The sequence below is a fragment of the Vibrio rotiferianus CAIM 577 = LMG 21460 genome (assembly GCF_002741985.1).
Classification (GTDB): Bacteria; Pseudomonadota; Gammaproteobacteria; order Enterobacterales; family Vibrionaceae; genus Vibrio; species Vibrio rotiferianus.
This window is the reverse complement of sequence record NZ_APHW01000013.1, coordinates 35,877-50,568: the sequence shown is the minus strand read 5'-3', so window position 1 is coordinate 50,568 and position 14,692 is coordinate 35,877. Positions and strand designations below refer to the sequence as shown.

Annotated in this window: 11 protein-coding genes; 6 read left to right on the top strand and 5 right to left on the bottom strand. The window is 43.5% G+C overall.

From position 1 onward, the window contains the following. Positions 1-38: 38 nt before the first annotated feature. From B853_RS05795 to B853_RS05785, 3 genes are all read right to left on the bottom strand, one after another. Positions 39-3,086, bottom strand: a complete 3,048-nt coding sequence (locus B853_RS05795; RefSeq protein ID WP_038887148.1) for an efflux RND transporter permease subunit — start codon at positions 3,084-3,086, stop codon at positions 39-41. Then, a complete protein-coding gene (locus B853_RS05790; RefSeq protein ID WP_038887147.1) occupies positions 3,083-3,853 on the bottom strand; it encodes an efflux RND transporter periplasmic adaptor subunit in 771 nt (256 codons plus the stop codon). The genes B853_RS05795 and B853_RS05790 overlap by 4 nt, the downstream gene beginning before the upstream one ends. A gap of 264 nt (positions 3,854-4,117) precedes the next feature. Continuing rightward, positions 4,118-4,936: a hypothetical protein gene (locus B853_RS05785; protein WP_038887145.1), complete on the bottom strand. Its 819-nt coding sequence runs from the start codon at positions 4,934-4,936 to the stop codon at positions 4,118-4,120. 405 nt (positions 4,937-5,341) lie between these two features. On the opposite strand from B853_RS05785, the gene B853_RS05780 reads away from it, so the two are divergent. From B853_RS05780 to B853_RS26360, 5 genes are all read left to right on the top strand, one after another. Then, positions 5,342-6,028: a winged helix-turn-helix domain-containing protein gene (locus B853_RS05780; protein ID WP_038887143.1), complete on the top strand. Its 687-nt coding sequence runs from the start codon at positions 5,342-5,344 to the stop codon at positions 6,026-6,028. Beyond that, the gene (locus B853_RS05775) at positions 6,007-6,489 is read left to right on the top strand and encodes a hypothetical protein (protein WP_038887141.1); all 483 of its coding nucleotides are present in this window, start codon (positions 6,007-6,009) and stop codon (positions 6,487-6,489) included. The genes B853_RS05780 and B853_RS05775 overlap by 22 nt, the downstream gene beginning before the upstream one ends. Before the next feature lie 170 nt (positions 6,490-6,659). After that, a complete protein-coding gene (locus B853_RS05770; protein ID WP_038885321.1) occupies positions 6,660-8,279 on the top strand; it encodes an MFS transporter in 1,620 nt (539 codons plus the stop codon). Between the two features lie 68 nt (positions 8,280-8,347). Beyond that, the gene (locus tag B853_RS26365; protein ID WP_249027398.1) at positions 8,348-9,037 is read left to right on the top strand and encodes an MFS transporter; all 690 of its coding nucleotides are present in this window, start codon (positions 8,348-8,350) and stop codon (positions 9,035-9,037) included. A gap of 77 nt (positions 9,038-9,114) precedes the next feature. Next, positions 9,115-10,014, top strand: coding sequence for an MFS transporter (locus B853_RS26360; protein WP_249027397.1), 900 nt, complete (start codon positions 9,115-9,117; stop codon positions 10,012-10,014). Between the two features lie 970 nt (positions 10,015-10,984). On the opposite strand, the gene B853_RS26660 is transcribed toward B853_RS26360, so the two are convergent. Further along, complete coding sequence (locus B853_RS26660) at positions 10,985-11,278, bottom strand: amidohydrolase family protein (protein WP_282957153.1); 294 nt, start codon at positions 11,276-11,278, stop codon at positions 10,985-10,987. After that, positions 11,275-12,723 (bottom strand): amidohydrolase, encoded by a 1,449-nt coding sequence (locus B853_RS05760; RefSeq protein ID WP_282957152.1) that lies wholly within the window; start codon positions 12,721-12,723, stop codon positions 11,275-11,277. Before B853_RS05760 ends, B853_RS26660 begins: the two co-directional genes overlap by 4 nt. Positions 12,724-13,514: 791 nt before the next feature. On the opposite strand from B853_RS05760, the gene B853_RS05755 reads away from it, so the two are divergent. After that, positions 13,515-14,621 carry a M20/M25/M40 family metallo-hydrolase gene (locus tag B853_RS05755; protein WP_038885445.1) on the top strand — a complete coding sequence of 369 codons (1,107 nt, stop codon included), beginning with the start codon at positions 13,515-13,517 and terminating at the stop codon, positions 14,619-14,621. The last annotated feature ends 71 nt before the right edge of the window (positions 14,622-14,692 follow it).

Here is a 14,692-nt window from a genome sequence, read left to right as displayed (position 1 = left end):
GAAAGCCGAGCGTTTTGCTCGGCTTTTACTTTTAATGGCTACTTAACCAGTATCGCATCATTTGTCTTCTCATCCATTTCATTAGGCGATTGCACGCCGTTATTACGATGAGTCCAAAGGTAGATGGATGGAATAACCGTAAGGGTCACTATCATCGAGATAACACAGCCCCATCCTACTACTAACGCCATTGGAGACATGTAATTGTCATAACCACCAAACCCATACGCCAGAGGAATTAGACCTGCAACCGTCGTGATGGTCGTTAATGTTATTGGTCGAACGCGACTTTGAGTCCCTTGAATCACAAACTCTAATAGGTTGCTTTTACTACAATCCGATTCGTGTTCTTTAAAGTGCCAGATCAACACTAAGCTGTTATTCACCATGATACCAATCAAGGCGATCATCCCAATAATCGAGAAGAAACTTAAAACTTGATTGTGTAAGAACAAAATGAACAACGCACCCGCAATACCAAAAGGAATCACCGTTAAGACAATTAACGTCTCTCTCATCCTATCGAACAACAAGATGAGAAGCAGAGCGATGCCAATAAACGCCACGCTGATTGCAATGATAAAGCCTTGTTGTGCTTCCTGGGTTTCAAGGATTTGACCAGTAGCGATGATCGATGCACCGCCGTACTCTTTATTGGCAAACTCTTGTTGTACCAAAGCAAACACCGCCACTGGGTCTGTGACTGTAGCATCTACCCCTGAAGACACGCGGATAACTCGTTCACCATTAAAGTGCTTGATCTGAGCTTCTGAGTCTGCATTTTTCCATCGAACCAACTCGCTCAGCGGCACGAGCTTGTTATCACTCGCACGAACTAACAGGTTATTGAGCTCCTCAAGTGACTTATCATCCTCTTCTAACGCGACTCGGAAGTACACTTCTTCCTCACCGTTAAAGATGCGAGTCACTCGCTGACCATCAATCGCGAACTTGATAATGTCACCTACTTGGTTCGCACTAATGCCATAATATTTTAGCCAATGGTGCTGTAGTTCTGCTTGGATCTGCGGTGCAGGTGCGTTCAAATCACGACGCACACGACTGGTTCCGTCCAGAGAATCAATATATGCCGTTAAGTCATTGGCTAAGTTCTCACGACCTTCGTCCGTTCCGCCAACAACACGTAAATCAACTGGGCGTCCAACTGGTGGCCCACCACCATCAATGTCAAATTCGATCTGGGCGAGACCGGTAATTTGTGTGGCTTTCTCTTCCCATTCCTCAACGATTTGTTCTGCCGTTCGGGTTCGACTATTTGGTGGTGTTAGTGAGATAACCCAATAGCTATTTGGTGAACTCACCTCTCCGTACCAGTAATTTACTTCTTCCGTATTTTTAATCAGTGACTCTAATTTTTGAGTTTCTTGCCAAACGTCATCCAAATCCAGTTCTGGATTCGACTCAGCACTTATCTCGATCAGATACGCGCCATCCGTAGGGAAGAACAAAAAACTCAAGCTCTTGTAAGAAATTGCGCCTAAACTCAGGATCACAACAGTGATACATGGTAACGCCAACTTACTATTGCGAATAACAAACTCAATCAATCTATTAAGGATCGTTAAATCTAAGAAGGCTTTCTTTTTGAGTTGGTTGCGCTTGGTTAAAATGCCTTTTAGGTGAGCAGGAATAAAGAACAGTGCATCAACGAATGAGAAACATAGCGCCACAATCACGGTAAGCGGAATAACATAAACGAGCTTACCACTGTTCCCAGGTAAAAAGAGCAACGGCACAAACGCGATCATAGTTGAAAGAATACTTGCTAATACAGCAGGAAATACGCTCTTCACCCCCTGAGTTACAGCGGTTTCAACAGGGTATCCCTCTTCGACTAACGCGACGATTTTATCACTGACAACGACAGCATCATCCACAATGATGCCGACGATTAAAATCAATGCCGACATGGTAAACACATCGAGGATTTGGCCAAAAGGTGGAAGTAAAGCTAAGGTGCCAAAAATACAAACTGGAATGGAAACCGCAACCCAAAACGCGATTCTTCGGTCTAGGAACAGCGCCAGAGTAATCAGTACTAAACCAAGTCCTACCAAACCGTTGTCTTTTACAATCCGCGCTTTTTCTTGAATATCTCCAGACAAATCAGAACCAATTGCGATTGTGTACTTATCCCCTAGCAAGCTTTGCTGGCTATCAATCAACGCTTTAACCGCATTGGAAGTACTAATGACATCGGCTGATTCATTGGTCCTGAGATCAAATAGGATACTCTTATTACCATTTATCGAGCCGTAAACATCACCTTTTTCAAAACCATCCTCAATGACACCTGAGACATCTTTTAGCTGGATATTGGGACTGAATGAAATGAACATGTTTCTCAGCTCATCAAGACTGTCCAACTCTGCCGATGTCATTAATTCTGGATTGTTCTTGAGCGTCTCTAGACGTCCTCCACTGATCAAAGTGTTACGCTCGGCAATCAGTGCTGCAACTTGGTCGAGTGTCAGGCCATATCGGCGTAATGAGATCGGTTCGAGCTGAATTAAAAATTCGGGAGCACGTAAATCAACGGTATAAACCTCACCTATCCCCTCAACGCGGCGCAACGCGAGCTCAAGATCTTTGGCTTTTTGTCGCAGAGCTTTGTAACCAACATCGCCTGAAATTCCCACCACCATAAAGTCTAAACTATACGATTTTTTGATCGATAGTGTTGGCGCTTCAGTCACTCCCGAAGGCAAGTCAGATACGCGTGCCAATGCATCTCGAATGTCTTGGTAAACCGCATTGGGGTCAGAAACATTACTATCCAGCACCACACTGATGTTTGAAATGCCAGTTTCAGAGGTAGACGTAAACTCTTTTAAGCCTGAAATGGAAAGCAACTCTTTTTCAATCTTACTGGTAATATTACTCTCTATATCTTTAGCACTTGCTCCGGGATAAACGGTAACAATATTCCCTTTACCTAGATCGAATCGCGGCTTTTCCGCCAGCGGTAGGTTGTACGCAGTTAACGCCCCGACACTGATGATCAAAATCGTCAGTATTTTAGAGGCAAACTTACGATGAGAGAGTAGTTCTAAGAAGAAGTTCACATCGCCTCCTCATCATTGAAATAGACATAAGATTCCATGCCAGGGTTCAGCAAGCCTTCAGTGTTTTGGACGGTGACTTCAACAAGGAAGCCTGGTTCACTGTTTTTAAACGCAGGCGAAAGTAAGGTAATCGTTCCATCTAACGTCTTATTCACCGAAGGGACTTCGACTTTCACCGCTTCACCCTTGGTGAACTTGTTAAAATCAATTTCCAAAAGGTGGAAACTGACCTTTAACTTATCCATATCTGCGATAGTAAATAGAGGATCGCCTACCGAGATAAACTGCCCCATCTCTACAGAACGATCAATAATTACGCCATCAAATGGAGCATCTGGCGTTGCTTTATCTAGCGTCCTTGCGGCAATTTTGTATTGGGTGTTGCTGACATTAAATTGAGCTCGGCCAATGTTGGTCACACGAATTTGATTATCGACATCACTCGCGGACACGCCTTTGCTCTTTAATAGAGACTGATAGCGCTTCAATTGCTTTTCTTGAATATCGAGCTCAGCGCGACTTACTTCAAGCTCGTTTCTCGCAAGCTCTAAGCTCAACGAATAGTCTTGCGACGACAAAGACAGTAACTCTTGGCCTTGAGTCACCAAATCGCCATTGTCATAAACATAAGAGTCGACGACTCCTGCAACCTCACTTTTAACAACGACACTTTTTTCAGGGATTAACTGACCGACAACGTAATCACTCGAGGCATGAGCAATACTTGATAGGAAAAACAACGGTATTAGTGCAGATCTTTTATTCATTTAGTTATCTCAAATCTGATGAACCAAAGGTGACCTGTGCAGATTGCTCTATTCAAATAATTAGAAACCACTGATATCAACGCACAAGCCCATGGTGTTTAGCAAAACGTTAACCAAAGGTATAGCTAACAGTTAACGTAATTCTTGATTGGATCTATAAATTATCAGTGGAAGTGTGGAAAAAAAGTGAGTTTGGGATAGGATGGTGTGAGACGAAAAAAGCGGCTGTATTGAGCCGCTTAGATAACTATTTAAATGGTTCTACTAGAAATAGTAGCTATAGGTAAACTTGAGTTCTGTGCCCTGCCTGTTGTGACCAAAGCTCTGTTCTGTATCATCAAAAAACTCAGTGTAGGTAACCTTTCCCCAGTGCTTACGGTTTTCTGTAAAAGGTGTTTGGAACGCGAGATCGAGTTGGAGCTGATTAACCGTCCCTACACTGCCGCCAAAATTAAGTGAACTAAACTGTGGGTTTACCTGAACATGCGTGCCATTTTCATGTAGGTAAATAGAGTTTAAGTAATTGAACTGAAACCCATAAGTATAATCATCTGTAATACCTAATCGGCTATAAGTACTGTTATTTTGTCCGATAGCGCCAGCTAGTATTGGGAAAGACAGCCAGTTTTTAAATGGGGTGTTAACTCGAATCAAGCCACCAACAGCAAACAAGCGATCCGAAATTGCGTCAGTAAAACTGGTTTCGATGTAGTCTAGAGACACACCAACCATAGGCGCGTGCTGCCAGTCAGTATGGCTAACCTCGAAGTAACGAGCCCGGACTTGGGACAAGTTAAAGTCTTCGCTGCCCACCTTGCCTCTATCTTGCCCTTGAATGGTTAGCTGTCCCAGAAAGAGATTGTCGTTGCTTTTTTTTCCTGACATTTGCCCTTGGATTTGGGCAAAGTCATTATCCTGCTCCCTAAAGCTTTGCTTACCGTAAGTGATATTAATCACTGAGGATACTTTTGTATGGTCACCAGGATCTGGTGCATCTTCCGGAGTAATATGCTCCTCAGCCAGAGCATAAGACGAAAAAAGGATCAGGGCACTACTTAGCGTTATTTTCTTATAGTTAGTCATGGTCAAAAACCTATTGCGCGTTATTGGATAATGGTCATTGTCGACATAAACCAAATTCCAAATCACTCTAGATAAATTGCACCTTGCTAGATAACAAAATAAAAAAACAATAAGTAAAAAAAAATAGTTTCTTAATGATGCCCTGCCCTAGAGCCTAATTACGAAGGCACCACGCTGAGAATTCAGACAAACATAAAATAGACAGTAAAAATCTTTCCGTGCAACACATTTATACATCAAATGGAATTCTCATTAATTGTCACTTATTTATGCTCGACTACTGTTTAAAATCTCATTTTTGAGCTTTCAATTTTCGATGCAGCTCATTTATTGCGGTAGATCAAAATCAAAAACCTCGGCACCCAGTTAGCATATTTATCGACGTAATGACATTGAGAATACTAAATGGCCAAACTATGCCTTGAGCCACCGATTTATAAGGTGGGCGATCTCTACTACTCACCAACATCCGCTGTGGTTGATAATCAGGGAGAGTTGAGTCGCTTGCGAGCACGTGAAGCGAGCTTATTCTATGAGTTAATCAAAACCTTTCCTGATGTGCTATCTCGCAGTTCAATAGAACAAACGCTCTGGAAAGATTCTTACGCGACAAATGCAACAATCAATCAAACGGTTAAAGCACTAAGGTTTTCACTTCAAGACGCAGACAGAACACTCATAAGGACCATTCCAAAGCAAGGTTATGTGCTTTCCGCTGCGCCACAGATTGAAGATTCTTACGGCAAACCAATTGTTGAAGAACCAAAGCAAACTGAACGAGTCCTAAATGATAACCAACAAGAGGATACGCTCAAGCCAAGATCCAACGTAGTACAGTCTGTCACCACAATACTTGTTGTCGCTATTGGTTCTTTTGCACTTTCTGCGTCAGGCGTTTTTGTTTCTAAGCCCAATCGTATCAGTCAACAACATGGCAAACACTGGATACTCTTTAATGCAACAGAACAAGAACTCGCATCTTTGCCTGTGAAACAAAATGAGTCCACTAAATACATAACTAAACATGAGTCATTCTATAGAGTTTGCTCTGAAACAACAGGGGTTCTGGAATGCCAAAAAATCGACTTTTAGCACTGTTTCTACTTACAGTCATTGCCGGACTATCAAGCTTTCTAGGAACTCAGGTCTACCACTATTTGAATGACCCTTTCCGCCTTTATGAAGGAGGGTGGCAAGGAGAAGGTGCAATATATGTTGGAGATAAAAAGATCGATAGCAGCGCTTTTATGCTCGTCAATAATAATGACATTCGGCTTTCGATTAATAACAAATACCAAGACTTTAGCTACACATATGATGGTAATTTGGTGCTGCAACAACGAGAACACGTGAGTGCGCATTTCGATATTGAAAACCGACATGTACGTGGATTAGAAGCATTTATCGAAAACACCAAAATAGATGTTCCCCTAGGTGGAAACCTATTGCGCTTGAACGCTTGGCATTTAGATGAAGGAAGAATATTTGTCGAAGTTGAACAAAGTAACGGCTTGGACGTATCTTACATTTTAACTAGAAAATCAGATAGTTAATTTGGTTTTATGTTTTTTTACTTCCGATTTTAGAAATACAATTTTTTTTGTTCTAAAGATACTTTTTTTGGTTGGAGAGCAAATAGGCTCACAAGGTTAAATAGCGATGAAGATTATTTCATAACTATAACGACTTGAGCTTTTGGCTCTTCAACTAAAAGGTATCTACAATGACGGTATCCGCTTCTACTATTCCTACTCCTGAGGAGAAAACAGGGCTAGCCAAATGGTTTCCTTTAATTGTTCTTCTCGCCGCACAATTCTCTACCATGGCTGACAACTCTGGCCTTGCTATCTCTACCGATGCTCTAATCGCCTTGCACGGCGCATCCATGCCACAAATTCAAATGGCAAACGCTATGTATCCTCTTATTGCAGGTGCAGGTATGATTGCTGGTGGCTTAATCGGCCTTATTATTGGCTGGAAACGCCAAATGATTATTGGCGCCGGCATGCTTGCTGTAGCTTCGTTCGGTGCTGCTTTTGCTCCGAATATGGAAGTTCTAAACTATGGTGCGCGTGTTGGCGCTGGCTTGGGTGCTTGTTTGCTCATCCCTGCGGTTCTCGCAAACGTCGCTGGCATTTATAAAGGCAAAGACCAAGCCATTGCATTTTCGGCCATTGCTGCCTTGGTCGGACTTGCAAGTGCTGTAACCCCGCTTCTGTTTGGCTTTATTCTTGATGTCGCGAGCTTCCGAGTTGCGTTTGTTGGTTTAGGCATCTACTGCTTGCTAGTTATGTTTGGCAGTATGAAACTTCCAACACTTGATTCTAGCCCCTTCAAAGGCAAGCTAGATACGGTTGGTATTGCACTCGCTGGTATTGGTTTACTTTGCTTTGTTACAGGTCTACTGAAGATTTCTGAATGGGGCCTAGTGGCACCACTAACAGACTTCACCATCCTTGGCATGTCTCCAGCAATCCCAACGGTACTACTTGGCGCTGCCATTCTAAAAGCGTTGATGGTATGGGAACGTCGCTTCGAGGAACAAGGTGGCACACCACTACTGCCGTCTTCATACAGTAAGAATCCTCAAGTTGTAGTCGGCCTTGTGCTATGTGCAACTATCTTCCTGCTATTTGGCGCAACTGGTTTTATCAACGTATCTTACATGCAGCTTGTTGCGGGTATGAGCGCATTCTCATCAGGCATGGCACTGTGTGCTTTCGCATTAGGCATGATGATCGGTTCACTCGGTGCGCCAGCTAAACTGGCTCACCTAACTTGCCAAAGAGTCTGTCAGCTAGGCTTTATCATTGCAGCTGCAGGTACTGGTTTAATGTTCTTTGGCTTCACCGCTGATGGCATCACCTTCTGGCAATATGTTTCACTGACTATCTTTGGTACAGGTGCTGGCCTACTTGCTTCTCAGGCATCGATTGTCGTGACATCAGCTCTGAGTGAGCGTGAAGCACAGCAATCTGGCGGTATTCAGGCTACATCACGTAACGTTGGTCAAGCATTTGGCGTTGCGATTCTAGGCTCTGTAATGCTGTTTTCTCTGACTGGTGCAATCAAGTCTAATGTAGCGGAGCATGAAGCATTATCTGCAGAAACTAAGCAAATCATTATTGAACAACCTTCTCTACCATTCGTATCAAACGCAATGGCAATTGATCTAATGGAGCACTTAATCGTTGATAAGGAAGAGCAACGTATAGTGATCGAAGTAATGGCTGAATCACGTCTGCAATCTGTTCATTACGCACTGTTTGCGTTGATTGGATTAATGCTTGGCGGGTTAGCGCTTTGTTCAAAACTACCCCAACGCTCATTAATGAAGAATTAACGGTGACATTAAAGCCTCGGCAATGCCGGGGCTTTATTCGTTTACCTCTGCAAACCTAGTGAGATTCTATGGATAAAACTAAAGATAAAAAAACGACTTGGTTGCTCATTGCACTGTGTTTGGCGCAATTCACGCTCTCCGCGGACGTAGCAAACCTTTCGATCTCAACCTCAGCGCTCGTTAATGTATTTCAAACAGACATTTCCAACATTCAATTTTTGGGAATTGTCCAACCTCTCGTTGGCGCTGCTTTCATGCTCCCTGCTAGCATATTAGGCTTGATCATCGGCTGGCGACGACTCCTGATCCTTGGGACATCAGTAGGGTTCATCTCTACGCTTGGTTTCATGACCATTGATAACATCAACACAATTTCGCTCTTAATTCGCCCGCTTGCTGGCATTGCATCCGCACTGATTCTTCCTGCAGTCCTCGCACTTGTTGTTGCCCATTTCCCTGGAAAAGATCGTGCTATCGGCTTTGGACTCATGGCGGCTTCTACGGGGCTAGCAGCAGCTCTCATCCCTTTACTTAGTGGCTGGCTACACGATAATACCAGTTGGTTTTGGCCATTCATTCTTATAGCGGTCTGCTATTTTTCCTGTCTTATTGCCGCCATTTTTGGGATTCGCCCTATACACACCAATCAACCAACTAAGTTCGATACGGTTGGGGCGATATTGGGTGCGGCGAGTACCGTAACTATCTTTTTCGGATTGGTAAAAATACCTTACTGGGGGGGGCAATTAAAGTATTAAACGGAGCTAATGTTCCTACATTGCTGAGCTTTGTTTTTCCTTTCAGCCCGGCTCTATTTTTGCTCTGCTTCGGAGCCATGCTCTTTACGCTGTTCGTCATCCAGCAAATACGATTTGAGAAACGTCACGGCTTTGCTTTGCTGCCGTTCAGTTGGTTTAAAAACCGTGCATCACGAACAGGTTTCATTGTTCTCGCTTTAATGTACATCGCGCTCGGTGGCAGCAGTTTTGTTATCGTCACTTACCTACAAGTCGCAATATCCCTTTCATCTGCACATTCAGGGGCGATCATTCTTCTTTTCTCTGCATGTATGATTGGTTTATCCATCGCGACGCCAATCGTATTCAAAAAGCAGTCCCCAAAGAGGCTATGTCAAACCGCTTTCATTGGGATGTTAACCGCTAGCGCTACCCTAATATTCTCAAGCCAAAGCTTGTACATACTGCCACCCTTCTATGTCGGAATGGGCATACTTGGTGCTTCTATGGGTATTTTGGCATCACAATGCCCTGTCATCATTACTAGCGCATTAGGAGAGCGAGAGGCAGAGCAATCTGGCGGCTTACAAGCGACGGTAAGAAACATCGGATTAGTGCTGGGAATCAGCCTATTTGGTGGTTTGAATCAATGGGCAATGGATCACAGTATTCGTTCGAATCATGAGATAACTACCTACTACCCTCGCTCTTTTGTCTCTGATTTAAATCAAATATCTCATGTGCCCTATATCGACGATAGTCGAGTTGAAGTGCTACTCGAACGCTATCAACTTGATTCTCACCAAACCTCCTATCTATTGAACGAAAATGCTAAGGCTCGCGCATTGGGGTTCAACCTTGCAATGGGAATTCTTGCCACTATCGCACTTCTCGGTGGTTATGTGAGCTTTCAAATCCTCCATCAAAGCACCAAGTGTAAGACTAAACCAACGAAGATATCGCAACCCCCAAAGCCTCTGATGAAAGGTCAGCATTAAGTTTCTGACCGTCCGTTCCCATTTTCTTATCTTTATCTACGCTGCATCAACTTAACTCAATAGTGGATGCAGCTCCCTTTTAAACGTTACCCTGCCATTCCCTGTGCCACTCAAAGCCTTGCTGAACTTAAAGCCAGTCGCTCTGTTTACTCCGAAGGCAACAATAATACTAATCGTGGTAAATAACTGATCATTCTAGCCTGTTATAACGCTCGATAACTCTGCTCACTGAGTTGCTGTGATTGGAATAAGGTATAGCGATACGAAGGTATGAAGGTATGAAGGTATGAAGGTATGAAATCTTACATCCAAATCACGAATTCTGAACTGGATGCATCTAACTTGCTTTAAGTCGTGGATTCAGAGGTCAATTGAGAACCCCAACCAAACTTATCATCATGCTTCTATATTAAGAGCTCGACATTGGCAAACCTTCCACTTACAGAGATAGCGGAGAACTCAACGCGAAACCGTTCTTCTAAGCGAATCTAAAGCATGACTGCACCGCGATGTCTTTGCTAGCTGTCCACCATGTAACATTTCAGTAATACGACGCTGAAGAGCGAGTAAGGCTAAAACAAGCCTATGCATCCAACTGATATATACCCAAGTAACCTCGAGATGCTAGGTTCAGCGAGAATGACTTGGTTTGTAGACGCGGCGGCGATTTAAAGGTCTAGTGGTTCTAAATCAAGAATCGGCAACAAAGTATACAAGCCAAGGCCCTTACTATTTGTAAAGAGTGCCCTTTGGGAGCGTGTCATTGACTCGGTTTTTTATTAAACCAATGGCTGCGTCAAACAACTTGGAAAGAGCTGGCTATTACGCTGCGTTGTTTTCCTTGAACTCGAATCAATGACAACGCTCTGAATCCTGCATCTTGAAGTCACTTGGGTATACCGACATAAAATACAAAAAAAGAGCACTGATTAGGTGCTCTTTGACTTGAAGTGAAAGTGTGAGATTTATATTAAGCCATTTCTGGTTCTTTCACTGACGTTGTAACCGTTTGGTGCACTGTGACATCGCCACCCAGCACTGTGGCATGCACACGAATATCTTTAATTTGTTGCTTAGGTGTCTCGAGAGGGTTTGCATCCAAAACTGCAAAGTCTGCAAGCTTACCAGCACAAATTGAACCCTTGCTCTCCTCATGACCCATTAGGTACGCTGCGCCTAGCGTTACCGCATGTAGAGCTTGCTCTGCAGTTAGGCACTCTTCTTCTCCGTATACATTTCCAGAGAAGATGCACTGGCGGTTCATCGCCCCCCCCACATCATAAACAGCGGGTTTACCTGAGTTACACCATCATCACAGTGGATAGAGAACGGAATGCCTTTCTTCGCAGAGGTTTGGAATGGATTCAGGCGCTTAACAAGCTCTGGCCCAACGGTTTGAGTCGCGTGCACGTCACCCCATACTGGAATATGAGTGCCAAACAGGTTGTGACAAACACCCATCTCTTTCATTCGATCCATCTGCTCATCTGTCACCATTTGGTTGTGCTCTAAACAGTGGCGTGCATTTGGCATTGGCGTGTCTTTTTGCATACGCTCGATAAGGTCTAACAGTTTTTCTGTTGTACCATTGCCGTTACAGTGGAAAGAGATATTGTAGCCCGCCTTATGAAAAGGAAGAGAAGCTTCATAGATCTCTTCAATATCACGAGTCAGTGATGTACTTGGCTTGCCATTATAGAATGTTTGTCCGTCCAATAAGTTAGCAGTAAACCCTTGAATAGAGCCATCGGTATTCACGTATTTAACACTACCAATGCTTAAACGATCGTTGTTCTCTGCTTTCATCGCATTCGCTTCATCCACGCTGAATACGCCAGCAAGTGGGTATGCAGTCACACGAAGTTTAAATGCTGGGTTTGAACTGAGTGCTTGATACAACGGATATGGGTTCGATGGAATACCCATACCACAATCAGCAACGGTTGTTACGCCGAGTGAATGCGCAATGTTCGCGTAATCAATCAATGTTTTTCCGATAACAGCAGGATCAGTGCCATAGTTAAATGCGCCAACATTCAGTGCACGATATAGATCTTTCATCTCTGCGATATCACCCGTTAGTCGGCCGTTTTCACGGAGAATAAACTCTGGATCATCATCTAAGCTGTACCCTACTTTTTCGATTGCTTGCGAATTCATTGTGGCTAAGTGGCAACTCGCATGCATGAAAAAGACTGGAGAATCATCAACCACTGAATCAAGGAAATCGCGGTTTACTACGGAGCCATCGGTCATCAATAATGGGTCAAGACCCCAAAGGTTAAGCCAGTCACCTGTTTTCCCTGCATTATCATGCTCTTGTTTTAATTCTTTAATGCGGGCTTTTAGCGTCTCTTCCGTTGAGCAGCCTTTGAGTAGTTTGCCACCAACACCTAAGCGATCATACTGGCCGCCATACTCGAACATGCCTGTAAACAGAGCCGCCATCAGCGGGTGCATGTGGGCTTCAATAAAGCCTGGAACAATCGTTTTTCCTTCAAATTGCTCATCACAGCGGTAGTCTAACTTCTCACTGTTTAGGTATGTTTCAGCTTGGTCTTTGGTACCAGTGAACAGTATCTTACCTTCCTTTACAACAACAGCGCCTGCTTTCGGCTGCTCTGTATTCATCGTAATGATGTTGCCAGTATATAAAACGGTTTCGTTGCTATATTCAAGGCCAGGTTTAAGAGTTGTTTTTGTTGTCATGGTAAAACTCCAAATATGTAGGATTCATCGTTATATGGCTACGCCAGTGACTTCAAGATGCAGGATTCAGAGACACTAGACCTTCAAATCACCGCCGCGTCTGCAAGCTATGCTCTTCTCACTGAACAAAGTATCTCGAAGTTACTTAGGTATTTTTGTTCCTTTCCAACTTGCCTTAACCAAAGATTTGTTTCGAGAATTTAAAAATGAAATAAAATGATGAAATAAAATCCGGACATAAAAAAAACTAAAGACACTGATTTTAAAGAACATTTAACATCATAAGTAATTCTGATGTCGTTCAAAGAACATATGGACTTCAAAGCTACCGACTGGGTACTCAGTACCGTGTTCGCTGTCAAAAGCAGCTGACGACAACTCTAGAAAAAGAAATAAGCCAATTAGTACACTTGTAATAATTAGAACGAATAGTCGAAAGTAAAAACTCATCACTGCACACCTTATTTATTAGCCGTAGTGGTCTATTTATAGTGCTTATTTTTTCCTCATTTATTGACAACCTAGTCTTTAAAACAATTTCTTATCTATTGTCATTTTTATTTTTTATTTCACGAACTAGAGCGAGTGACTTCACATCAGATGAAATGAATGATTTCGTGACCACCGCATCAGATCCGGTATTTCTCAGGTCAGAACAATGTCAGGCAGCGGTGTTTTTTGATTCAAGACAGTTTTAACAGGGTTAAGGTGTGTAATAAGAGGTGTTCTGTTCCCTTTCGGGCCCGCACGATACGGATGCGGTCTCGACCCAGAAAGAAAGAGACACCCAAATGACACAAATCAATCAAGAACGTCTAGTTGAACACTTCTGCCAACTGGTTCGCATCGATAGCGAATCAATGAATGAAAAACAAATCGCAGAAACTCTAGCTGAGCAACTAGGCGAGTTAGGCTTTACAGTTCAAAAGCTACCTGTACCAGAACACATTTCTAACGGTTTTAACGTATACGCGCGTCTAGAAGGTAAGAAAGAAGGCTCTATCCTAATGAGCTGCCACATGGATACAGTAACGCCGGGTATTGGCATCGAGCCAATCATTGAAGACGGCATCATTCGCTCTAAAGGCAATACAATTCTTGGCGGTGATGACAAGTCTGGTATTGCGGCAATCATGGAAGCGGTTCGCTGCATCCAAGCAGAAAACCTTGAGCACAAAACACTAGAGCTTGCATTCACTGTGCATGAAGAAGGCGGTCTGTTCGGGTCTGAGTACTTCGACATGACGCACGTAACGTCTAAAGAAGCGATCGTACTAGACACAGGCGGTCCTATCGGCACTATCGTGACAGCAGCACCTGGTCAGCAAAAAATCGTTGCGACAATCAAAGGCCGCCCAGCACACGCGGGTCTAGCTCCTGAAGAAGGCATCAGTGCAATCATGGTAGCGGCAGATGCCATCAATCAGATGAACCTGCTTCGCATCGACGAAGAAACAACAGCAAACATCGGTATGGTAAATGGTGGTCAAGCGACTAACATCGTAATGCCAGAGCTAAAAATCATTGCCGAAGCTCGCTCTCTAAATGGCGAGAAGCTAGAAGCGCAAGTAAACCACATGATCTCTACATTCGAGTCTGTGTGCGAAAAACATGGTGCAGAAGTTGAAATCGAATCAAGCCGTGCATACGACGCGTTTGTTATCGAAGAAGACAATGCACACGTATCAGCAATCAAAGCGGCATTCGCTGACATGGGCATCGATGCGTTCACTAAAGGCACAGGTGGCGGTAGCGACGCGAACAACTTCAATAAGAAAGGGCTAACAACCGTAAACCTTTCTACAGGTATGGCAAAAGTCCACACTACGGAAGAATTCATCGCGGTAGACGACATGGTGAAAATCACTGAGTTCGTTAAACACTTCCTAGTAAAATAAGCTCACTGCAAACCTAAATTCAGATAATCACTTTGCTCCCCTTCCGGCCCTATGCTTGAAGGGGATTTTTT